The following is a 22,240-nucleotide window of genomic DNA, read 5'->3' on the forward strand; positions in this document are numbered from 1 at the left end:
TTAACTACCAATTATGAATACGCTGTGTACCTTCGGTCAGGTTGTTGAAACCAACGATAGTCGGTAACAATTGGCTGACGACGCGGTTCCAACGAGCAATCGGTACGGTAGTTACGTATACAATGTCATATGGCTGAAGGTGAAACTCAGTCCCCATTACCATCGCAGTAGCATCAGACGCATTAAGTTGGTAGATATTGGCCAGCTTTTTACCTTCCATACCACGTAATGGTCTAATGACAAACACCCCCGTCGCATCGGCAAAGTTCTGATCCATTCCTTCAGCATTACCTAATGCTTCCGTTAGTGTCATACCGCTGCGATCCATTTTCAACGTAGTCTGTTTTTTCACTTCCCCCATAACGAAAACTTTCAAATCGTCATTACGGGGAATGTAGAGGATGTCGCCCGGATAAAGTAGGTGGTTTTGCGTCAAATCCCCCCTTTGCATCAAGGCTTGCAAGGAGATTCGCTGTTCTTTCCCATTATGTGTCAGAATGACATTACGCCAGTCTGCATTTTCTGAAAGCCCGCCAGCCGCATTGATTGCATCCATCACAGTAAGGGGAACGTTCGTGATCGGTTGCTGTCCCGACTTTGCTACTTCCCCCGTCACATACGCTTTTTGAGAGCGGAAAGCGGCGATACTCACATCAACCTGCGGGCTTTCGATGTATTGCGCCAATCGTCCTGCGATCTCATTTCTGACTTGGCTCATCGTTTTACCGGCAACTTTTATCTTACCGATATACGGATAAAAAATTGTACCGTCTGAATTCACCCAGTTACCCGTATCGCTGGCACTGCGATATTGCCCCGCCGGTGTAGTCAGTTCCGGGTGATCCCAGACAGTCACCATTAACACGTCGCCGATACCAATCCGGTATTCGTAATTTTGCAATTCACGCTCTAATGACGAGTTTGGTTGCGCGACAACGGGTTTAGGCCTCATTTTCTCAACCAAACCAGGCGTCATTGGATAGACATTAACCAGATTGTCGATATCGAAATCACTATCTTGCTGTTTTACAACCTCTTTCCCACTAGTTGAAAGGTGAGAACCAGGCACGATTGTACAACCGCTGATTACACTGATCGATACCAAGAGCGGTATCAGTTTCCACTGTTTATTTGCCATCGAATTATCATCACTATCAAAGTAAAAAGTTTGCTGTACTGAGCCCTCCCGGCCAACCCTGGCACAGGCCGTTGTACTCGGAAAAGAATTTGTCGATGGGTTTCAATACTGATTAAACTTTCATTGAGCCCACGTTGAATCCCAATACGCTATGCTGGAAATGGCCTAAAAGCATTATTACACAATTACCTCGCAATAGCGCACGATTACCTCAATACGCACAGAGAGAGGTGATTTTGGAAAGCGCTATGCCTGGGCACAACGTTCCAGCCAAACGTATTTATAATGAAAGCCGTTCTGCCCATTCACGGAAAGCTTTGCCTTGGGTTGGGTGACGCAACCCATAAGTGACAAAAGCGCGAAGGTAACCCAGTTTTTCACCGCAGTTGAACGATTCACCCACCAGCTCTGTCGCCTCGACCGGTTTGCGTTTCAACAATTCTGCAATCGCATCGGTCAGTTGAATACGCCCCCAGGCTCCCGGTTCCGTGGTCTCCAGCAGCGGCCAAATATCGGCGGACAAGACATAGCGCCCTACCGCAGAGTAGTTGGATTCCAACTTGGTTTCCGGTGCCGGTTTTTCAATAATCGATGTGATACGGGCACTTTCGCCAGGTTTCAGATTGCTGGCCTCACACTCAACCACGGAATAATCATGCAGCACGTGTTCGTCTGCCTTTTGCACCAAAACCTGGCTCAGACCGGTCTGCTCAAAGCGCGCAATCATGTGTGACAGGTTGTCTTTCTTCAAATCGGCCTTTGCGTCATCCAGCAAGATGTCCGGCAACAGAACGACAAACGGAGAATCACCGACCAACGGTTTAGCGCAGAGAACGGCATGTCCCAGTCCTTTTGGTTGCCCCTGGCGAATGTGCATCAGCGTTACGCCTTTTGGCGTTATCGACTGTACCTCATCCAGCAGTTGCCGTTTCACGCGTGCCTCCAGCATCGCCTCCAGCTCGAATGAGGTATCGAAATGGTTTTCAATGGCGTTCTTGGAAGAATGCGTCACCAGGATGATCTCTTTAATCCCCGCCGCGACGCATTCGTTGACAATGTATTGAATCAACGGTTTATCAACGATTGGCAACATCTCTTTCGGAATCGCTTTGGTCGCCGGCAGCATACGCATGCCCAATCCGGCAACGGGAATAACCGCTTTCAACTTCGTCATGGTAGACCTCATTCAATCTCGTGATCGCTTTCAGCCGCAGTGGCGACAGCCTGTTACTTTCCCAACGTCTGCTTCAACCAGCGGGTGAAGTTTTCGCCTTCGGAACCGTGACGCACCCCATACTGCACAAACGCCTTCATATAGCCAAGCTTGTCACCGCAATCATGGGACTTACCGCTCATATGGAACGCTTCCACCGTTTGTTCATCCATCAGCATCGCAATCGCATCGGTCAGTTGAATCTCATCACCCGCGCCGGGAGGGGTTTTCTCAAGTAGCGGCCAAATATCGGCGGCAAGCACATACCGGCCGACGACGGCCAGGTTGGAAGGGGCATCCTCGCGGGCCGGCTTCTCAACCACCGCCGTCATCGGTGCGCTTTCTCCCGCTGCGATCGTCGCGCCTGCGCAATCTACCACACCGTATTTGGACACATCTTGTTCCGGCACAGGTTCAACCATGATTTGGCTGTAACCCGTATCGCCAAAACGTTGGATCATTTTAGCCAGATTTTCTTTGCGCAGATCCGCCGTTGCATCATCCAGCAAAACATCCGGAAGCAGCACCACGAAAGGAGAATCACCTACCATAGGTTTGGCGCACAGCACCGCATGCCCCAACCCTTTCGCCTGTCCCTGACGCACCTGCATCACGGTGACATCCGGCGGACAAATGCTTTGCACTTCAGCCAGGAGCTGGCGCTTCACGCGCGCTTCAAGCATCGCCTCCAGCTCAAACGAAGTGTCAAAATGGTTTTCAATCGCGTTTTTCGATGAATGCGTGACCAATACGATATCTTTAATCCCCGCCGCCACGCATTCAGCAACAATGTACTGGATTAAGGGCTTATCGACCACGGGCAACATTTCTTTAGGGATAGCCTTGGTCGCCGGCAACATACGGGTTCCCAAGCCCGCAACGGGGATCACTGCCTTAAGTCTTGTTTGCATTTTCATTCCAATTCATCGTAGCGCTGCATTCATCTGTGCAGCGTGAACAAGGGGATTCAATCGGGCACGCTACCGCCCTTGGCTTGCAGCTACCAAAGTACTGTTAATGGCGTATCCCCCCACGTCATTGCATGAGCCAGGCAATTTTTATGCAAAGCGGCACTCATTCTTCGTTTGAACTGTCATGCTGTTCACAAAAAATAAAAAAACGGTGCCTTTATAACCAAACAATGTTAGTTACTGCCGTTATATGACTAAGATTCTTATACTAATGTCTAAGTGATACAAGCCTTAGATCCCCCTAGTCAGCCGTTTTCAGAATAAGACTACTCGTGCCACATACCGATAAGAATCATAGCCAAAGAAAATTGTTTTAATGTTTTGATTTAAATAAATTTAATAAGGCGTTTCTTTTCTGAGCGTATGGCATCCCGGTAGATATTTTCTCCCCAGGCCCTTGATTCCTTTGGCCGCTCGGCGCCGATCGATGTTTACGGCAATCCTCCTGTTCTGAACCACATCCTCCCGATTAAAGTTGAATTTTGCCGCCTCAACGCCCATCATTCCCGTGCGGCATAAGCCGTAGAACTTACAGGTGAAATTGGGCGTATGGAATGGATCGCTGATCCAACAATTTGGGCCGGCCTGGCCACTTTGGTCGTGCTGGAAATCGTGCTGGGTATAGACAACCTTGTCTTCATCGCCATTCTGGCGGACAAATTACCAAAACAACAAAGAGATAAGGCCCGTGTCGTCGGTTTGTTGCTGGCGCTGGTCATGCGTCTGGCGCTGCTCGCCTCCATCTCGTGGCTGGCGACGCTGACCAAACCGATGTTCATCGTCGCGGAGCACCCCTTCAGCGGCCGCGATCTGATCATGTTGGTCGGCGGGATATTCCTGCTGTTCAAAGCCACCATGGAGCTCAATGAGCGGCTGGAAGGCAAGGACGAAGAGCAGCACGGCGCGCGCAAAGGCGCACGTTTCTGGCCGGTCGTGGCGCAGATCGTGGTGCTGGACGCCGTTTTCTCGCTCGACTCGGTGATCACCGCGGTGGGGATGGTCGATCACCTGGCGGTGATGATGATCGCGGTCTGTATCGCCATCGGCCTGATGCTGCTGGCCAGCAAACCGCTGACGCGCTTCGTCAACGCGCACCCGACTATCGTTATCCTGTGCCTGAGCTTCCTGCTGATGATTGGCTTTAGCCTGGTGGCGGAGGGCTTCGGCTATCACATCCCTAAAGGCTACCTCTACGCGGCGATCGGCTTCTCGGTCATGATCGAAGCGCTGAACCAGCTGGCGCAGTTCAACCGCCGTCGCTTTCTGTCGAAGGTCCGGCCACTACGTGAACGCACCGCCGAAGCGGTGCTGCGCATGCTGAGCGGCAAACATGAAGAAGCGGAAGTCGACAGCCATTCCGCCAACCTGCTGGCGGACAGCGACAGCGAAAACGGCGAGATCTTCAATCAGCAAGAGCGGCGCATGATCGAACGCGTACTCGGCATGGCGCAGCGCACGGTCAGTAGCATCATGACCTCGCGTCACGACGTCGAATACCTTGAGCTGAACGATCCGCAGGAAAAGCTGACGCAGTTGCTGGAACGTAATCAGCACACGCGCATCGTGGTGGTGGAAAGCAGCGCCAGCGACGAACCGCTGGGCGTGATCCACACCATCGACGTTCTCAAACAGCAACTGGCGCAGGCGCCGCTGGATCTGCGTGCGCTGATACGCCAACCGTTGATCTTCCCGGAGCAGCTCACGCTGTTAAGCGCCCTGGAGCAATTCCGCCAGGCGCAGACGCACTTCGCCTTCGTGGTCGATGAGTTCGGCTCCGTCGAAGGCGTCGTCACCCTGACGGACGTGATGGAAACTATCGCCGGCAACCTGCCGGAGGCCGGCGAAGAGGTGGACGCACGCCATGACATTCAGCAAAACGAAGACGGCAGCTGGATCGCCAACGGCTATATGCCGCTGGAAGATCTGGTGCTGTACCTGCCGATGCCGCTGGAAGACAAGCGCGAATACCACACGCTGGCGGGGCTGTTGATGGAACACAGTCAGCGCGTGCCGCAAGAAGGAGAACAGATCAAGATCGGTGACTACCTGTTCGAACCATTGGAGGTCAACAGCCACCGCATCCTGAAAGTGAAGATCACCCCGCCTCCTCCACCGGAGGAGTACGAGGTTTAACATCGAGGCCGGGCATCGCCCGGCCTTCCTTTTACTGGGGAACCAGCAGCTCCGTCGCCACGATCACCACCACCAACCCGACAATTACCGGCACTGAAGTACGCTTCACCACATCAAACGGCGAGATTTTCGCCATACCGGAGACCGCCACCACCACGCCGGAGACCGGCGACAGCGTGCGGCCGAGATTCGAGGCCTGCAGCATCGGGATCACCAGATAAGCAGGATTCACGCCCATCTGTGCCGCCAGTTTCGGGATCAGTTCGACAAACGCATAGAACGGCGCATTGCCGGAGCCGGTGGTCATGGCCGCCAGCATGGTGATCACCACCAACACCAGCATCATGATCAAACCGCCGGTACCGAACGACTGCGCCAACCCGATCAAGCCGCTGATAAAGCCGACGGAGCTCAACCCTTGCGCGAAGACACCCGCGGCCACCAACAGCATCACCACGCTGGCGAAAGCGTCCGCCATACCGCGATACGCCACTTCCAGGCCGCTGAATACCTGTTTGGCGCTGAAGCTGCGCACAAACTCGATCGCTGCCGCCAACAGTATGCACCCTACCAGCACGGTAATAATGTGCAGCTCCGGGCCCCATTTGCCGTCGAAGATCAGCACGCCGAGGATCGGCGTAAACGGCAATATCGCGTAGAACCCCGGCGCATGGGTTTTGATCTCGCTGACGTCCATAATGTGGTGCTGTTCATCACTCTTCTTATCGAGATAACGCTGCCAGAAAAAGTGCGCCACGGCCATGCAGACGATGGCGGCAATCGAGATAGGCAGCGTGGTTTTGAACGCGAAGTCCACCAGCGGCATTTCCGCCGCCTTGGCTGCCAGTACCACGTCGCCGGAAGTCGGCGCCAGGATAATCGCCGCCGGCGAAGCGCAAATGGCCGCCGCGGCGCCGCGGCTAATGCCAACGTTCACCATCAATGGGAACAGCGTCGCCATCAGCAATACGCCGAGCCCGGTAGCGGAAGAGACCGCCAATGACATCAGGCAAGCGACAAAATAGGCCGCCACCATCAGCAGATAAGGCGAATTGATCATCTGCAATGGGCGCGAGGCCAGCTTGACGACCACGTCGTTGGCGCCGATATGCGTCATATAGGCGGCGAAACCGCACAGCATCATGATCATCATGCCCAGATCGCCGCCGCGGCTCATCAGCAAAATCTTGACGTACTCGATCATATCGGTCGCGCGCCAGCCGGTAGATGCGGCGCCGGACGGCAACAGCGTTTTTCCCATCAGGGCGCTGATGCCAAGCAGCAGCAGCCCTCCCACCATCAAGACGCCCGTGGCGGAATACCCTTTGATGATGTAACGGCCCACGCCCGCCGCCACCGCCGCGCCAATAAGAAGCTCTATCATGTTTCCTCAACTCGTCATTTTTTCGCGCTCAGGCGCATAGTCATAGCAGAATGCGCCCTTACTCTGCACAAATTGAGCGCGGGTCTTCATGACCTTCATCAAGGTAACGGAAGGAAATTATCGCGGGAAACGTCGATACTGACGCGGGCCGCAAGACGGCCCGCGTCAGGAGGGATTACAGCTTGTCGAGCAGCTTTTTCAGATCCTGACCCTCGCGTGAATCCTTGTTCTTTTCAGCCCATTTGTTCAGCGCATCTTTGGCCCGATCGTGCAGCGTTTTACGCAGCACCTGATCGACCTGCAGTTGGTAATTCAGCTGTTGCCAAGGCCCATAGACCCGCAGCGGGATCGGCGTTTTTTGCAGTTGCTCGATCAGTTCGCCACGCCCTTGCCAACCGCCAGTGACGCGCACATTAAGCGCCATATCGCACTGTTTTCCTGGCATATCGATACTGCCGGCGCCGGTCAGCGCCAGCAACGGCGAATCCGCCGTCAGGCTGCTGAGCTTGACAGTGCCTTGGCTCAGGCTGGCCCGCGCCGAGACGCTTTTGACTTCGGTATAGCGCTGATAGCTGTCTTGCCCGCGCACGCTGTTATCGTTACGCGCCACCGCCTGTTGGATCAATTGCTGAATGTTCAGGCCGTGCAGCTGCGCATCCTGCATCGCCAGCTGCGCCGTACCGCTCCAACGGTGCTCAAATGACTCTGAAGAAAGACGATCGCCGGTCAAATCCCCTTTCATGCTGAATTTTCCGGTCAGCATCTGCGGCATCTCGAAGGCTTTGAGCACCGCGCCGAGCTCAACCTGGTTCAGGGTCGGCTGCACGTTTATCACCGGTTTATTGCCGCGTGCGTCGAGCGATCCCGGCAAAGAGAAATCACCGCCGGCCAATTGCCCGGCAAGTTTATGCAGCGTCAGCAGGCCGCGTTGATTATCTGCCGCGACGGCTAACTGGGTAACGTTCATACCGCGGTAGGTCAACTGCGCCGCCTGCAGATTCAACTGTGCATTGAAATCGCGCAGCGCTTCCAGGTTCTGCTGCCGATCGTCGACCTGGCTGGCGATCACCGGCGCGGCGGTCACGGCGGGCTGTTCGGCGGTATTGGTACTGGATTGCCAACCGGAAAGCGCGTCGAGATCGAGATTAGCCGAATTCAGGTTCACCACATAGCCGGGCACCGCTCCCAGGCTGGCGCTGATATCGCCGGTCAACTGGCTGTTATTGGCGCTGACGTTCAGCTGGGTGACGGCAATGTGCGCCGGCGTCTGTTGATAGACCACCTGAGCATTCCCCTCGCCTTGAATACCGCCGTTCGGAATATCTGCTCCCACCAATTGGTAATTGAACTGGGTCACCTTGGCGCCGATCTGGTGCGGGAACTGCTGCAGATCGATATCGGCCGCCATGCTGAAGGCCAGGTCGCGCTGATCGCGGTTGACCCGGCTGGAAATGTCCAGCTGCGCCTGCCGTTTCTCCGTTTGCTGCAGGGTAAGATTGATGTCCCGGACATTGATTTGCGCGTTGTCGGCGCGCTGCCAAATCAGCAAGCTGTCCACGACGCGCAAGTTATCGATGTCGAACTTCCAGGCCGTGTCTGCAGCATCAGCGCCGCTGCCGGCCGGCGCAATCGGGGCGTCCACTTGCGAGTGCTCTTCACTGTCGGGCGTGAGGCGAATGACGGCATTTTTCAACATCACCTGTTTCACAAACAGCTGATGCGACAGCAGCGGCAACAGTTTGACGTCAAGGCGCATGTTTTCCGCGCTCACCACCGGCGTCTTGGCGCCCGGCGCGGTCAGCGTCATGCGCCCGGCCAAAATACTGAGCTGCGGCCAGATATGCCAACGCAGGTCGCCTTCAAGCGTTAGCTGGTAGCCGCTCTTCTGCTCGACCTTTTTGACCATGTAACCGCGAAAATCATTCGGATTGACCAGCAGTACCAGCGCGGACATTCCCGCCACCACGACCACCAGTAAAATCGCCAATGTCGTCAGTAATCTTCTCATGCCACCCTCTTGTCAGCGCCACACCGACGGTGCATCTCGCGCCGTTAGTCCTTGTCGATTCGACTGGCTACTGCGCCCTGCTGATCGCGATATTTTGCGTCCTGCCGGCTGTTATATGGCCGGGCCGCCGGGCCGGACAACGGCTCAAAGCTCAAGGCGCCAATCAGCATCCCCGGCCGCAGCGCCAGCGGCAGCTTGCCGGAGTTGTAAAACTCCAGCACGATGCGCCCGTGCCAGCCCGGATCGATCCGGTGCGCGGTCACGTGCACCATCAGCCCCAGACGCGCCAGAGAAGAACGGCCGTCGAGCCAACCCACGAGATCGTTCGGCAGCGTCACGGATTCGAACGTCACCGCCAGGGCCAGTTCGCCGGGATGAAGGAAGAACGCCTCGCCTTCTGGCAGGACAATCTCGTCGCTCATCACGCGATCCAGCGCGGCGCTGACTTCATCTTTCGGCCCGCTGAGATCGATAAACGGCGCGGTATGGCCGCGGAACACGCGGAACTGATTGCCCAAACGGACATCTACTGTGGCCCCGTTGATGCGTTCGAGCGGCGGGCGCGGCGAAATCACCAGTTTCTCGCTATCCAGCCAGGCTTCTATATCGCGGTCGCACAGTCTCATGTCTTTCTTCTCCATCAAAACGCGTAACTAAACAAAAATTGCCACACAACGGGCGAAAGGTCTACGCCGGGGTGCAAATAGTTGGCCGTCGGCCGGAAATGCGCATTTCCGGCCATTAAGCGGCATTATTCAAAGAATTGGCTGATTTTGGCTTTCAGAATATCGATCGCGATGCGGTTTTTGCCGCCGCGCGGAACGATGATATCGGCGTATTGTTTGGAAGGTTCGATAAACTGCAGGAACATCGGGCGCACGGTCTTCTGGTATTGCGCCATCACCGAATCCATCGAGCGGCCGCGCTCGTTGACGTCGCGCTTCATGCGGCGCATCAGGCAGATATCCAGCGGCGTGTCGACGAAGATCGAGAAGTTCATCTCCTGGCGCAAACGGATATCCGTCAGCAGCAAGATCCCTTCCAGAATGATCACTTTTTTAGGTTCCAGGTGGACGGTTTCTTTCTTGCGCGTGTGTTCGGTGTAACTGTACAGCGGCAGCTCGATCGCCTTACCGGCCTTCAGCATCTGCAGATGCTGGAACAGCAGGTTGTGATCCATGGCGCTCGGGTGGTCATAGTTGGTTTTGACCCGTTCTTCCATGGTCAGGTGAGTCTGGTCTTTATAGTAACTGTCTTCTGGAATAACGCCGATGTGCTCATCGCCGACTTGCTCGCGGAGTTCGCGGTACAACGTGCTGGCGATAAGGCTTTTTCCGGAGGCAGATGCGCCAGCTATACCAATAATGACGCACTGATGCGGATTGTCAGTCATAAAATTAAAGACCTGATTTCATAGTGTGAAGGGGGGAACTAAAACGCGACAATTATAGGGAGTCGCCGGGGATTGCGCCACTGTATATTGATATTGCGCGGCGGCGGGCGAATTCGGGCTGCCACGCCACGGGCACGCGGCATTTTAAGAATCTCGCAGCTAGGGCAACGCACCGTAACGGGTTACACTCCCCGGCGCTGACTTTTGCTCCCCGCCCCCCTTTCATCGGAGATTGATGTGTTGGATTGGTATTTTCTGACTTTTTTCGGCGACAGCATGTTGCTGCTGCCCTGCGCGCTGATTCTGTTTTTATTGCTGCTCATGTCTCCCGCCACCCGCGCGGCGGGTTGGCAGTGGGCGCTGCTCTTCGGGTTCACCGGCGGGGTAGTCTGCCTGTCTAAACTGGCCTTTATGGGCTGGGGCATCGGCAGCGAGCGCTATGATTTCACCGGATTCAGCGGTCATTCCGCCCTCGCGGCCTGCATCTGGCCGCCTCTGCTCTGGACGTTGACCGGCCGATTTTCCCACCCGATACGTAGCATCGCTTTGCTGACCGGGTGGATATTGCCTTTCGCCATCGGCGTTTCGCGGCTGGAAATTCGCGTGCACTCGGTATCCGAGGTGATCAGCGGGCTGATTCTAGGCTACCTGGCCAGCGCCCTGTTCCTACGGTTGCAGCGGAGCAAAACGCGCCCGCATCTCTCCTGGCCACACTTCGCCATCGCGCTGGCCTTGCCGTTGGCGCTGATGGGGCAGCGGCAGCCGGCCCCCACCCAGGGATTGCTGGAGCATATCGCCAAAACGCTGGCGCAGATCGAACGCCCTTATACCCGTGCCGACCTGCACAAGCCTACCCCCATCCGATAAAAAAACCCGGCGCTTAAGCCGGGTTCTTTCACTGCCGCAAATAGATTACAGCGCGCGGAAGGCAATCTCCGTCGGGATCGCTTCTCCCTGCCAATACATCTGCGCCGCCACACGGCCGGCCAGTTGACGATACATGTCGGCGAATTCGCTGTCCGGGCGGCTGATCACCGTCGGCGTACCGCGATCCAGATCTTCGCGCAGCGAGATATGCAGCGGCATCTGCCCCAGCAGACGGCTGTTATATTTCTGCACCAACTTCTCGGCGCCGCCGGTGCCAAAGATCGGTTCATGGTGGCCGCAGTTACTGCAGATGTGCACGCTCATGTTTTCCACGATGCCCAGCACCGGCACATGCACTTTCTCGAACATCACGATGCCCTTGGCGGCATCCAGCAGGGCGATATCCTGCGGCGTGGTGACTACCAGCGCGCCGGTCACCGGAATGTTCTGCGACAGCGTCAGCTGGATGTCGCCGGTGCCCGGCGGCATGTCCAGCACCAGGTAATCCAGATCCGGCCACAGCGTATCCTGCAGCAGCTGCATCAACGCCTTGCTGGCCATCGGGCCGCGCCACACCATGGCGTTGTCGTCGGTCACCAGATAACCGATGGAGTTGGTCGCCAGGCCGTGCGCCATGATCGGCGCCATGTGCTGCCCGTCCGGCGAAGTCGGCCGCTCATGTTCGGTGCCCAGCATATTGGGGATCGACGGGCCGTAAATGTCGGCGTCCAGAATACCGACCTTGGCGCCTTCGGCGGCCAGCGCCAGCGCCAGATTGACGGCGGTGCTGGATTTCCCCACCCCGCCTTTGCCGGAGCTGACGGCGATGATGTTGCGCACGCCTTTGATCCCGGCTTGGCCGTTGGCGCGTTTCAGCGTCGTGATATCGTGTTTCAGCTTCCAGTCGATGGCGGCGGCGCCGGTCACGCGCAACAGCTCAGGGCCGACGCTCGCCTGCAGCGCTTCAAAACCGCTCTGCCAGGCAAACGGCATCGTCAGTTCGATATGCAGTACGTCGTCCAATAATGCGCAGTGATGAATAGCCTTCAGCGCAGTCAGGTTGTTTTTCAACGTCGGGTGTTCAAAGGCGGCCAGTACACCGGTCACCAGGGCGCGCAGAACTTCGGGGTTGGTCTGCTCAGGGGATTTTGCGTTCATCCCGGCTCCTTGATTTTGAATGGGTAGCTTCCGGCTAAGCATACCAGAACTGCGCGGCGGCTGGCGCGTATAACCTGTAAGAAACCGCCCTAGCAGCGAAGGGCGCGATCGGTTAACATCGAAGGCCCTTTTATTCATTACAGAAAGCAAGTTCTCACTATGGCTCAAGTCGCGAAAAAATTATTGGTGACGTGCGCGCTACCGTACGCAAATGGTTCCATCCATCTCGGCCACATGCTCGAGCACATCCAGGCGGATATCTGGGTGCGTTACCAACGAATGCGCGGCCACGAAGTGCATTTCATCTGCGCGGACGACGCGCACGGCACGCCGATCATGCTGAAAGCGCAGCAACTGGGCGTTAAACCGGAAGAAATGATCGCGGAGATGAGCCAGGAGCACCAACAGGATTTCGCCGGCTTTGGCATCAGCTATGACAACTATCATTCGACCCATAGCGATGAAAACCGTGAGCTGTCCACCCTGATTTACAGCCGCTTGAAAGAAAACGGTTTTATCAAGAACCGCACCATTTCTCAGCTGTACGATCCGGAGAAAGGCATGTTCCTGCCGGACCGTTTCGTGAAAGGCACCTGCCCGAAATGCAAATCGCCGGACCAGTACGGCGACAACTGCGAAGTGTGCGGCGCCACCTACAGCCCGACGGAACTGATCGATCCGAAGTCCGTCGTTTCCGGCGCGACGCCGGTGATGCGCGACTCGGAGCACTTCTTCTTCGATCTGCCGGCCTTCAGCGAAATGCTGCAGGCGTGGACGCGCTCCGGCGCGCTGCAAGAGCAGGTGGCGAACAAGATGCAGGAGTGGTTCGAATCCGGTCTGCAGCAATGGGACATCTCCCGTGATGCACCTTACTTCGGCTTCGAAATCCCGGATGCGCCGGGCAAATACTTCTACGTCTGGCTGGACGCGCCGATCGGCTACATGGGTTCCTTCAAGAACCTGTGCGACAAGCGCGGCGATCTGGACTTCGACGAGTTCTGGCGCAAAGACTCCACCACCGAGCTGTATCACTTTATCGGCAAGGACATCGTCTACTTCCACAGCCTGTTCTGGCCGGCGATGCTGGAAGGCAGCCAGTTCCGCAAACCGACCAACCTGTTCGTGCACGGCTACGTGACGGTGAACGGCGCCAAGATGTCAAAATCGCGCGGCACCTTCATCAAGGCCGGCACCTACCTGCAGCATCTGGACGCCGACTGCCTGCGTTATTACTACGCCGCCAAGCTCTCTTCACGCATTGATGACATCGATCTCAATCTGGAAGACTTCGTGCAGCGCGTGAACGCCGACATCGTCAACAAGGTGGTGAACCTGGCGTCACGCAACGCCGGCTTTATCAACAAGCGCTTCGGCGGCAAGCTGGCCGACAGCCTGGCCGATCCGGCGCTGTACCAGACCTTCGTCGACGCGGCGCAGAGCATCGCCGAAGCCTACGCCGGCCGCGAGTTCAGCCGCGCGATCCGCGAAATCATGGCGCTGGCCGATCTGGCCAACCGTTACGTGGATGAGCAGGCGCCGTGGGTAGTGGCGAAGGAAGAAGGCCGCGACGCCGATCTGCAGGCCATCTGTTCAATGGGCATCAACCTGTTCCGCGTGCTGATGACTTACCTGAAGCCGGTGCTGCCTTCGCTGACCGAGCGCGCCGAAGCGTTCCTCAATGCCGAGCTGAGCTGGGACGCGATCCCGCAGCCGCTGCTGGGCCATCAGGTGAACGCGTTCAAAGCGCTGTTCAACCGCATCGATCTGGACAAGGTCAACGAGATGGTCAATGCCTCGAAGGAAGACATGGCCGCCGCCAAGCCGGTGACCGGCCCGCTGGCTGACGATCCGATCCAGGAAACCATCACCTTCGACGACTTCGCCAAGGTCGACATGCGTATCGCGCTGATCAAGAGCGCCGACTTTGTCGAGGGCTCCGACAAGCTGCTGAAGCTGCAGCTGGATCTGGGCGGCGAATCGCGCCAAATCTTCTCCGGCATTCGCTCCGCTTACCCGGACCCGAAAGCGCTGGAAGGCCGTCTGACCATCATGGTCGCCAACCTGGCGCCGCGTAAAATGCGCTTCGGCGTGTCAGAAGGCATGGTGATGGCGGCGGGCCCAGGCGGGAAAGAAATCTTCCTGCTGAGCCCGGACAGCGGCGCGCAGCCTGGCATGCAGGTCAAGTAACCGCGCAGATGCGTGGCATAGGGAGGGTCGAGCTTGCTCGGCCCTTTTTTATTGCCCCAACCCCCACGTTATAAGCATGAAGAAAAAGTCATAACCGCCCTGATTCCCCTGCCCGCCGCATCCAGCTATGATGCTCCGAAACCCAAAATAGACGTCCAGACAGAAAGACTGCTATAACAGACCTTCACCGGGATCGTTTCCCTGCTTTTTTGGAGCCTATAATAATGAAAAACCTCAAGACTTCGCTGCTCGCCCTCAGTCTGCTGGCTGCCCTGCCACTGCAGGCGGCGGAAAACGCCGCCGTGCCGGCCGCCATCGCTCAACATCAGGGGCCGGTGCGCATCGCGGTGATCCGCAACCTAGGATCCGACGACAACACCACGCAATTTTTGGCGGGCGCCATTCAGGAAGGGCGCAAGCTGGGCTTCAAGGTGGACACCTTCCTCAGCAACGGCGACGACGCGCGTTTTCAGGACTTCGTCAACCAGGCTATCAGCCAGAAATATGACGGCATCATTCTCTCGCAGGGGCGGGCTCCCTATTCCACCGACCTGGTCAAGCGCATCGCGGCGGCCGGCATCGCCGTCGCGGCTTTCGATACCGACGTCAGCGGCCGCGTTCCCGGCGTCACCGTCTCGCAGCAGGACGACGCTTCGCTGGCTAACGCCTCGTTCGGCCAGTTGGTGAAGGATTTCAACGGCCAGGCCAACATCATCAAACTCTGGGTGGCAGGCTTCCCGCCGATGGAGCGCCGCCAGGCCGCTTACCAGCAGTTGCTGAAACAGCATCCGGGCATTCACGAGCTGGAATCGATTGGCGCAGTTTCATCCGACGTGCAGGGAGATACCGCCAATAAAGTGGGCGCGGTGCTGGCGAAATACCCGAAAGGCAAGATTGACGCCATCTGGGGCACCTGGGATGCCTTTACCCAAGGGGCTTACAAGGCGTTGAAAGAGAACGGCCGCACCGAAATCAAACTGTACAGCATCGATATCTCCAACCAGGATTTGCAGCTGATGCGCGAGGCCGGCAGCCCGTGGCAGGTCAGCGTGGCGGTGGATCCGAAGCTGATCGGCGCGGTCAACCTGCGCCTGGTGGCCAACAAGATCGCCGGGGAAAGCACGCCGGACAACTATCAGTTCAAAGCGGCGGTCATTCCGCAGGCGCTGCTGCTGGCGCAGCCGGGGCCGGTCAACGTCGCCGGGCTGGCTAAGATCATCCCCGGCTGGGGCACCAGCAGCGATTTCGTTCAGCCATGGTTCGCCACGCTGCAGGCCAAACACGGTAAATAATGCTGTTTTTCACGAGGCTGCCGACGCAGCCTCTGTTTTTAAACTAATTATCGGCTTTCCCCTTCCGTCCCCGCCAAAATGCGCTATGTTATCTGCATCGCCCAATAACTGTATGCATAAACAGGCCTCAAATGAAGGGATTCCCCTCGCTGATCAACGTACTGCTGGCCAGTTCGCTGGTGTTGACCATCGGCCGCGGCGTTACGCTGCCGTTCATCACCATCTACCTCACCGAACATTTCCATCTGCTGCCGAAGAGCGTGGGCGTGATCCTGGGCGTCAGCCTGACCCTCGGCATCATCGCCAGCCTGTACGGCGGCTATCTGGTGGACAAATTCAGCAAAAACCGCCTGATCCTGCTGTCGATTTTATTGTTCGCGCTGAGTTTCTTCGCCATTCCCTGGATCCCGCGCCCCGGCGGCGTGATCGTGGTGCTGGCGATCCTGCATACCTGTTATTCGGTGTTAAGCATCACCATAAAGGCCTGCTTCGCCGACTGGCTGCCGGTCGAGCAGCGCATCAAGGCTTTCTCAATCAACTACACGCTGGTCAACGTCGGCTGGGCGATCGGCTCTGCGCTCGGCGTTCTGGTGGCCGGGCTTAGCCCGCTGCTGCCGTTTTACCTGTCGGGGGGATTGGCGCTGGCGACGGTGACGGCGCTAAGCCTGCGCTTGCGCGGCCGGGAACAGCGCCCGACAACAACCGCCGCCGCACCGGCGGCACTCCCCAACTTCCGTCAGACGCTGACCATCTTGCGAAACGATCGGCGGCTTATCTACTTCACCCTCGGCAGCACCCTGGGCGCCGTGGTGTTCGGTCAGTTCACCGGCTATCTGTCGCAGTATCTGATCACCGTCTCCAGCGCCGAGTTCGCCTACAAAATCATTGGGTTGGTGATGATCGTCAACGCCGGCATCGTCATCGCCCTGCAATACCTGCTCAGCCGCGGCATGCGCCAGGAAAACATGCTGCGCTGGCTGGTGCTGGGCACGCTGTTTTTCATCGTCGGGCTGCTCGGTTTCATGGCGGCCGGCCAGGCGGTCTGGCTGTGGCTGGCGGCGATGGCGGTGTTTACCTTAGGCGAGATCATCGTTATCCCGGTGGAATACATGTTCATCGACTTTATTGCGCCGCCGCACCTGAAAGGCAGTTACTATGGAGTACAAAACCTCAGCGCGCTGGGCGGCGCCATCAACCCGGTGCTGTGCGGGGTGCTGCTCAGCTATGCCGCGCCGCCGTTGATGTTCGTGATGCTGATCGTCGCCGCCCTGCTCAGCCTGCTGTTTTTCTTCCTCGGCCACCGGCTGGCGGAACGTTCTGCGGCAACGGCCGAAGACGCGCGCTGATCCCGCAGGCAGCGGCCTATACGGGCTGTCAACCCGCCGCTCGGGCATAGCACCCATAGCGAGAATTCATGGTGCGATCTGTGGCATGGCTCACAGTTTAATTGTATGATGAATACATCAGTTAAACGGGAAAAGACAATGGCCAACGTGCTCACACTGTGCTGGAAATACCTGAGGGCCCTGCTCCTTATCTACCTGTGTCTGTTCGTCGGCAACGCGGTGGCGGCGCTGCTGCCGTTCGCCATTCCCGGCAGCATCATTGGCATGCTGCTGCTGTTCGCCCTGCTCTCTACCCAGATTATGCCGGCCAAATGGGTTAAACCCGGCTGCCATTTGCTGATCCGCTATATGGTGCTGCTGTTCGTGCCGATCGGCGTCGGGGTGATGAAATACTACGACCAGATCGTCGCGCATCTGGGCCCGCTGGTTATCTCTTGCCTCATCAGCACGCTGATGGTGTTGGTGGTGGTCGGCTATACCTCACACTATTTTCATCGCGAGCGCCGCATCGCCGGCAAGCCCGACGACACGGAGGGCAATTCATGATCCATGAAATCTGGTGGTCGTTGCCGCTGACGCTGGCGGTCTATTTCGCCGCGCGCTGGCTGGCGCGCAAGCTGAATATGCCGCTGCTCAACCCGCTGCTGGTGTCCATGGCGGTGATCATCCCGCTGCTGCTGCTCACCGGTATTCCCTATGAACGCTACTTTCAGGGCAGCAAAATCCTCAACGATCTGCTGCAGCCGGCGGTCGTCGCGCTGGCCTTCCCGCTCTATGAGCAGCTGCACCAGATCCGCGCGCGCTGGAAGTCGATTATCGCGGTGTGCTTCATCGGCAGCCTGACCGCCATGATCAGCGGCGGCGCCATCGCCCTGTGGCTGGGCGCCACGCCGGAAATCGCCGCCTCTATCCTGCCGAAATCGGTCACTACGCCGATCGCCATGGCCGTCGCGGACTCGCTCGGCGGCATTCCGGCGATCAGCGCAGTCTGCGTTATTTTCGTCGGTATCCTCGGCGCCGTGTTCGGCCATACGTTGTTCAACCTGTTGAAAATCACCACCCACTCGGCGCGCGGCCTGGCGATGGGCACGGCATCCCACGCGCTGGGCACCGCACGCTGCGCCGAGATGGACTACCAGGAAGGCGCTTTCGGCTCGCTGGCGTTGGTGATCTGCGGCATCATCACCTCGCTGCTGGCACCGTTCCTGTTCCCGGTGCTGCTGCGCCTGTTCGGCTGAACAGGGTGAAACTTGCGATACATCTCGCATTTATGCATTTCATTGCATTAATTTCATCAATTAAGAGACATAAATCACACTTTAATGTCTCTGGCCTGCCTAGAATGTTATCCCGTTAACCCGTAGAGAGACTTTCTATGCATCCGCGTTTTCACACCGCTTTCAGCGCACTGCCCGCGACACTGCAATCCGCCCTGCGGCCTTATCTGGACGCGCCAGACTTTCCGGCGATGTTCACGGCCGAGCAAGCGGCGGCGATCCGCACAGGCTGCGGGCTGGACGATGATGCGCTGGCATTCGCGCTGCTGCCGCTGGCGGCGGCCTGCTCGTTAACCCCGATATCGCACTTTCACGTCGGCGCCATCGCGCGCGGGCAAAGCGGCAACCTCTATTTCGGCGCCAATATGGAGTTCAGCGGCGCGCCGCTGCAGCAAACCGTGCATGCAGAGCAGTGCGCGGTTACCCATGCCTGGCTGCGCGGCGAGCCAGCGCTGGCCTCGGTCACCGTCAACTACACGCCGTGCGGCCATTGCCGCCAGTTTATGAATGAACTGAACAGCGGTGGCGAGCTGCAGATCCGTCTGCCGGGCCGCGCGCCGGCCACGCTGGCGGACTATCTGCCGGACGCCTTCGGCCCGAAAGATCTGGATATCGCTTCGCTGCTGATGGACAAGGTCGATCACGGCCACCGGCTGGCGCTGGACGATGCGCTGGCGCAGGCGGCGCTGGCGGCGGCCAATCAGAGCCATGCTCCGTACAGCAACGCCCACAGCGGCGTAGCGCTGGAAACGCAGGACGGCAGCCTCTACGCCGGCCGCTATGCGGAAAACGCCGCTTTCAACCCGAGCCTGCCGCCGCTGCAGGCTGCGCTGATCCTGCTGAACCTCTCCGGCGGCGATTGCCTGAACATCCGCCGCGCCGTGTTGGCCGAGCCGCAGAAGGCGATCCTCAGCCAGTGGGACGCCACCCGCGCCACCCTGGCGGCGCTGGGCTGCCAGAACGTCAGCCGCGCCGCCTTCTAAGCGCCACGGCGGGGCCATCCGGTTCCGCCGTTAACAGCCCCGCCCGCCAAATACAATGCCCCGACGCCGCCAGAGACACTTTCTTTAGTTAAAAAATCATTTGATTGTCGATAATTACGCCAACCTGGTTCATCATCTGGCAACAAATGCTGTACATCTTCTCTTTATCTCTTAGGATCGTCGGCAATAAAGTTATCTGATACGTGAAGAGTAAAACTGATGGAACTAGAATACGAAAGCAAACGCCCGCTCTATATCCCTTACGCCGGCCCGATTCTGCTGGAATTTCCGCTGCTGAACAAAGGCAGCGCTTTCACCGAGGAAGAACGTAGCCACTTCAACCTGCACGGCCTGCTGCCGGAAGCGGTGGAGACCATCGAAGAACAGGTGGAACGCGCCTACCGTCAGTATCAGGATTTCAAGAACGATAACGATAAGCACATCTATCTGCGCAACATCCAGGACACCAACGAAACCCTGTTCTATCGCCTGCTGGACTCGCACCTGAGCGAGATGATGCCGATCATCTACACCCCGACCGTCGGCGAGGCCTGCGAACACTTCTCCGATATCTACCGCCGCGCGCGCGGGCTGTTCATCTCCTACCCGAACCGCGATCGCATCGATGACATGCTGCAAAACGCCACCAAGCAGAACGTTAAGGTGATCGTGGTCACCGACGGCGAGCGCATTCTCGGCCTGGGCGATCAGGGCATCGGCGGCATGGGGATTCCAATTGGCAAGCTGTCGCTGTACACCGCCTGCGGCGGCATCAGCCCGGCCTACACGCTGCCGGTGGTGCTGGACGTCGGCACCAACAACCCGCAGCGCCTCAACGATCCGCTGTACATGGGCTGGCGCCATCCACGCATCTCCGGCGAGGAGTACCACGCCTTCGTCGAAGAGTTTATTCAGGCGGTCAAACGCCGCTGGCCGAACGTGCTGCTGCAGTTCGAAGACTTCGCGCAGAACAACGCCACCCCGCTGCTGAACCGCTACCGCGACGAGATCTGCTGCTTTAACGACGACATCCAGGGCACCGCCGCGGTCACCCTCGGCAGCCTGATCGCCGCCAGCCGCGCCGCCGGCAGCCAGCTGCGCGATCAGACCGTCACCTTCCTCGGTGCCGGTTCCGCCGGCTGCGGCATCGCCGAGCAGATCATCGCGCAGATGAAGTCCGAAGGGTTGAGCGAAGACGAAGCGCGCGCCCGCGTGTTCATGGTTGACCGCTTCGGCCTGCTGACCGACAAACTGCCGAACCTGCTCGACTTCCAGAGCAAGCTGGTGCAGAAGAGCGACAACCTGGCCGGCTGGGAAACCGCCAGCGACGCCATCTCGCTGCTGGACGTGGTGCGCAACGCCAAGCCGACCATTCTGATCGGCGTGTCCGGTCAGCCGGGGCTGTTTACCGAAGAGCTGATCCGCGAGATGCACAAGCACTGCGAACGCCCTATCGTGATGCCGCTGTCCAACCCGACCTCGCGCGTGGAAGCCCGTCCGGAAGACATCATCAACTGGACCGACGGCGCCGCCCTGGTGGCGACCGGCAGCCCGTTCGCGCCGGTAAGCTACAAAGAGCAGCTGTACCCGATCGCCCAGTGCAATAACTCCTACATCTTCCCGGGGATCGGTCTGGGCGTGCTGGCCTCCGGCGCCACTCGCGTCACCGACGCCATGCTGATGGCCGCCAGCCGCGCACTGGCGGACTGTTCGCCGCTGGCTACCGACGGCCACGGCGCGCTGCTGCCAAATATCGACGATATTCAGGGTGTGTCGAAGTGCATCGCCATGGAAGTGGGTAAAGCCGCCCAGCTGCAGGGGGTGGCGATCGTCACCTCCGAAGATGCGCTGTCGAAAGCCATCGAGCACAACTTCTGGCGGCCGCAGTACCGCAGTTACAAGCGCACCTCGTTCTGAATGGTGAGCTGAAATGACCCAGCCCGGCTCCGCCGGGCTTTTTTGTACGGCAAAACCGCCGAAAAATGCGGCGGCGCGCGTGCTTCAGGCGGTTCGCGTCTTGCGTCGGTCGGTCAGGTAAAGTAGCCTTGATCCATCTTTTTCAGCCCGGCGCGCGTAAGGCAACAACATGTGGAAACGCCTGATCATCAGCCTGTTCATCATCATTGCGGTGTTGATGGGTTCGGCTATTGCGCTCGATCGCTGGATCAGTTGGAAAACCGCGCCTTACGTCTACGACGAACTGCAGGAATTGCCGCATCGCCAGGTCGGCGTGGTGCTCGGCACCGCCAAGTATTACCGCACCGGCGTGATCAACCAGTATTACCGTTACCGCATTCAGGGAGCGATCAACGCCTATAACAGCGGCAAGGTGAAATACCTGCTGCTGAGCGGCGACAACGCCCAGCAAAGCTATAACGAACCGATGACCATGCGCCGCGATCTGATCGCCGCCGGCGTGGCGCCGAGCGATATCGTGCTGGATTACGCCGGCTTCCGCACCCTGGATTCCATCGTGCGCACCCGCAAGGTGTTCGACACCAACGATTTCATCATCATCACCCAGCGCTTCCACTGCGAGCGCGCGCTGTTTATCGCCCTGCATATGGGCATTCAGGCGCAGTGTTACGCGGTGCCGTCGCCGAAAGACATGATGACGGTGCGCGCCCGCGAGATCTTCGCCCGTCTGGGCGCGCTGACCGATCTGTACATCCTCAAGCGCGAGCCGCGCTTCCTCGGCCCGCTGATCCCGATCTCCGCCATGCACACCGTGCCGGAAGACGCCCAGGGTTATCCCGCCGTCTCGCCGGAACAGTTGGTGGAGCTGGAGCACAAGCTGAAAGAAGAGAAGCAGAAAGCCAAACAGCCCTGATGCGGCAAACGCCCAAAAAGAAAGGCCGGCATATTTTGCCGGCCTTGTCGTCTCTGCTGC

Annotated in this window: 18 protein-coding genes; 10 read left to right on the forward strand and 8 right to left on the reverse strand. The window is 58.1% G+C overall.

Translation table 11 applies throughout. The features are described from left to right. Positions 1 to 4 precede the first annotated feature (4 nt). The 3 genes from L085_RS20520 to galU (L085_RS20530) all read right to left on the reverse strand — a co-directional run bounded on the left by L085_RS20520 (position 5) and on the right by galU (L085_RS20530) (position 3,262). The gene (locus L085_RS20520) at positions 5 to 1,138 is read right to left on the reverse strand and encodes a polysaccharide export protein (RefSeq protein WP_025302165.1); all 1,134 of its coding nucleotides are present in this window, start codon (positions 1,136 to 1,138) and stop codon (positions 5 to 7) included. A 280-nt stretch (positions 1,139 to 1,418) separates the two neighbouring features. Further along, positions 1,419 to 2,312, reverse strand: coding sequence for a UTP--glucose-1-phosphate uridylyltransferase GalU (gene galU, locus L085_RS20525; protein ID WP_033633704.1), 894 nt, complete (start codon positions 2,310 to 2,312; stop codon positions 1,419 to 1,421). A 53-nt stretch (positions 2,313 to 2,365) separates the two neighbouring features. After that, positions 2,366 to 3,262 (reverse strand): UTP--glucose-1-phosphate uridylyltransferase GalU, encoded by an 897-nt coding sequence (galU, locus tag L085_RS20530; protein ID WP_044032107.1) that lies wholly within the window; start codon positions 3,260 to 3,262, stop codon positions 2,366 to 2,368. A gap of 609 nt (positions 3,263 to 3,871) precedes the next feature. Between galU (L085_RS20530) and L085_RS20535 the strand changes: the two genes are divergently transcribed. Further along, entirely contained in the window at positions 3,872 to 5,455 is a 1,584-nt protein-coding gene (locus L085_RS20535) for a TerC family protein (RefSeq protein ID WP_015377223.1), read from the forward strand. Positions 5,456 to 5,486: 31 nt separating this feature from the next. Here L085_RS20535 and dcuC read toward each other — a convergent pair whose 3' ends face one another. The 4 genes from dcuC to udk form a co-directional block, all read right to left on the reverse strand. Continuing rightward, positions 5,487 to 6,839 carry an anaerobic C4-dicarboxylate transporter DcuC gene (gene dcuC / locus L085_RS20540; RefSeq protein WP_044031596.1) on the reverse strand — a complete coding sequence of 451 codons (1,353 nt, stop codon included), beginning with the start codon at positions 6,837 to 6,839 and terminating at the stop codon, positions 5,487 to 5,489. A gap of 175 nt (positions 6,840 to 7,014) precedes the next feature. Then, on the reverse strand, positions 7,015 to 8,847 hold the full coding sequence (gene asmA / locus L085_RS20545; protein ID WP_015377221.1) for an outer membrane assembly protein AsmA: 1,833 nt from the start codon (positions 8,845 to 8,847) through the stop codon (positions 7,015 to 7,017). Between the two features lie 44 nt (positions 8,848 to 8,891). Continuing rightward, positions 8,892 to 9,473: a dCTP deaminase gene (gene dcd, locus L085_RS20550; protein WP_004938917.1), complete on the reverse strand. Its 582-nt coding sequence runs from the start codon at positions 9,471 to 9,473 to the stop codon at positions 8,892 to 8,894. Between the two features lie 125 nt (positions 9,474 to 9,598). Further along, entirely contained in the window at positions 9,599 to 10,240 is a 642-nt protein-coding gene (udk, locus tag L085_RS20555; RefSeq protein WP_004938922.1) for a uridine kinase, read from the reverse strand. Between the two features lie 237 nt (positions 10,241 to 10,477). Here udk and L085_RS20560 point away from each other — a divergent pair, with 237 nt between their 5' ends. Next, positions 10,478 to 11,107: a phosphatase PAP2 family protein gene (locus L085_RS20560; protein ID WP_044031597.1), complete on the forward strand. Its 630-nt coding sequence runs from the start codon at positions 10,478 to 10,480 to the stop codon at positions 11,105 to 11,107. Positions 11,108 to 11,152: 45 nt separating this feature from the next. On the opposite strand, the gene apbC is transcribed toward L085_RS20560, so the two are convergent. Beyond that, positions 11,153 to 12,265 (reverse strand): iron-sulfur cluster carrier protein ApbC, encoded by a 1,113-nt coding sequence (apbC, locus tag L085_RS20565; protein ID WP_033633709.1) that lies wholly within the window; start codon positions 12,263 to 12,265, stop codon positions 11,153 to 11,155. Between the two features lie 159 nt (positions 12,266 to 12,424). Here apbC and metG point away from each other — a divergent pair, with 159 nt between their 5' ends. The 8 genes from metG (at position 12,425) to sanA (ending at position 22,180) form a co-directional block, all read left to right on the forward strand. Further along, on the forward strand, positions 12,425 to 14,452 hold the full coding sequence (gene metG, locus L085_RS20570) for a methionine--tRNA ligase (RefSeq protein ID WP_044031598.1): 2,028 nt from the start codon (positions 12,425 to 12,427) through the stop codon (positions 14,450 to 14,452). Between the two features lie 224 nt (positions 14,453 to 14,676). Further along, complete coding sequence (locus L085_RS20575) at positions 14,677 to 15,744, forward strand: sugar ABC transporter substrate-binding protein (protein ID WP_044031599.1); 1,068 nt, start codon at positions 14,677 to 14,679, stop codon at positions 15,742 to 15,744. 131 nt (positions 15,745 to 15,875) lie between these two features. Continuing rightward, the gene (locus L085_RS20580; protein ID WP_044031600.1) at positions 15,876 to 17,090 is read left to right on the forward strand and encodes an MFS transporter; all 1,215 of its coding nucleotides are present in this window, start codon (positions 15,876 to 15,878) and stop codon (positions 17,088 to 17,090) included. 138 nt (positions 17,091 to 17,228) lie between these two features. Next, complete coding sequence (locus L085_RS20585) at positions 17,229 to 17,636, forward strand: CidA/LrgA family protein (protein ID WP_004938939.1); 408 nt, start codon at positions 17,229 to 17,231, stop codon at positions 17,634 to 17,636. Continuing rightward, on the forward strand, positions 17,633 to 18,328 hold the full coding sequence (locus L085_RS20590; protein WP_004938941.1) for a CidB/LrgB family autolysis modulator: 696 nt from the start codon (positions 17,633 to 17,635) through the stop codon (positions 18,326 to 18,328). The genes L085_RS20585 and L085_RS20590 overlap by 4 nt, the downstream gene beginning before the upstream one ends. A 137-nt stretch (positions 18,329 to 18,465) precedes the next feature. Continuing rightward, positions 18,466 to 19,350 (forward strand): cytidine deaminase, encoded by an 885-nt coding sequence (gene cdd, locus L085_RS20595; RefSeq protein ID WP_044031601.1) that lies wholly within the window; start codon positions 18,466 to 18,468, stop codon positions 19,348 to 19,350. 219 nt (positions 19,351 to 19,569) lie between these two features. After that, on the forward strand, positions 19,570 to 21,267 hold the full coding sequence (locus L085_RS20600; RefSeq protein WP_004938945.1) for an NAD-dependent malic enzyme: 1,698 nt from the start codon (positions 19,570 to 19,572) through the stop codon (positions 21,265 to 21,267). Between the two features lie 169 nt (positions 21,268 to 21,436). After that, entirely contained in the window at positions 21,437 to 22,180 is a 744-nt protein-coding gene (sanA, locus tag L085_RS20605; protein WP_004938948.1) for an outer membrane permeability protein SanA, read from the forward strand. The last annotated feature ends 60 nt before the right edge of the window (positions 22,181 to 22,240 follow it).

This window comes from Serratia sp. FS14, assembly GCF_000695995.1.
GTDB classification, from domain to species: domain Bacteria; phylum Pseudomonadota; class Gammaproteobacteria; order Enterobacterales; family Enterobacteriaceae; genus Serratia; species Serratia nematodiphila.

Excerpts from the sequence above, each read along its gene's own strand:
- L085_RS20520 (WP_025302165.1), bottom strand. The coding sequence starts at position 1,138 with ATGGCAAATAAACAGTGGAAACTGATACCGCTCTTGGTATCGATCAGT.
- galU (WP_033633704.1), bottom strand. The coding sequence starts at position 2,312 with ATGACGAAGTTGAAAGCGGTTATTCCCGTTGCCGGATTGGGCATGCGT.
- galU (WP_044032107.1), bottom strand. The coding sequence starts at position 3,262 with ATGCAAACAAGACTTAAGGCAGTGATCCCCGTTGCGGGCTTGGGAACC.
- L085_RS20535 (WP_015377223.1), top strand. The coding sequence starts at position 3,872 with ATGGAATGGATCGCTGATCCAACAATTTGGGCCGGCCTGGCCACTTTG.
- dcuC (WP_044031596.1), bottom strand. The coding sequence starts at position 6,839 with ATGATAGAGCTTCTTATTGGCGCGGCGGTGGCGGCGGGCGTGGGCCGT.
- asmA (WP_015377221.1), bottom strand. The coding sequence starts at position 8,847 with ATGAGAAGATTACTGACGACATTGGCGATTTTACTGGTGGTCGTGGTG.
- dcd (WP_004938917.1), bottom strand. The coding sequence starts at position 9,473 with ATGAGACTGTGCGACCGCGATATAGAAGCCTGGCTGGATAGCGAGAAA.
- udk (WP_004938922.1), bottom strand. The coding sequence starts at position 10,240 with ATGACTGACAATCCGCATCAGTGCGTCATTATTGGTATAGCTGGCGCA.
- apbC (WP_033633709.1), bottom strand. The coding sequence starts at position 12,265 with ATGAACGCAAAATCCCCTGAGCAGACCAACCCCGAAGTTCTGCGCGCC.
- metG (WP_044031598.1), top strand. The coding sequence starts at position 12,425 with ATGGCTCAAGTCGCGAAAAAATTATTGGTGACGTGCGCGCTACCGTAC.
- L085_RS20575 (WP_044031599.1), top strand. The coding sequence starts at position 14,677 with ATGAAAAACCTCAAGACTTCGCTGCTCGCCCTCAGTCTGCTGGCTGCC.
- L085_RS20580 (WP_044031600.1), top strand. The coding sequence starts at position 15,876 with ATGAAGGGATTCCCCTCGCTGATCAACGTACTGCTGGCCAGTTCGCTG.
- L085_RS20585 (WP_004938939.1), top strand. The coding sequence starts at position 17,229 with ATGGCCAACGTGCTCACACTGTGCTGGAAATACCTGAGGGCCCTGCTC.
- L085_RS20590 (WP_004938941.1), top strand. The coding sequence starts at position 17,633 with ATGATCCATGAAATCTGGTGGTCGTTGCCGCTGACGCTGGCGGTCTAT.
- cdd (WP_044031601.1), top strand. The coding sequence starts at position 18,466 with ATGCATCCGCGTTTTCACACCGCTTTCAGCGCACTGCCCGCGACACTG.
- L085_RS20600 (WP_004938945.1), top strand. The coding sequence starts at position 19,570 with ATGGAACTAGAATACGAAAGCAAACGCCCGCTCTATATCCCTTACGCC.
- sanA (WP_004938948.1), top strand. The coding sequence starts at position 21,437 with ATGTGGAAACGCCTGATCATCAGCCTGTTCATCATCATTGCGGTGTTG.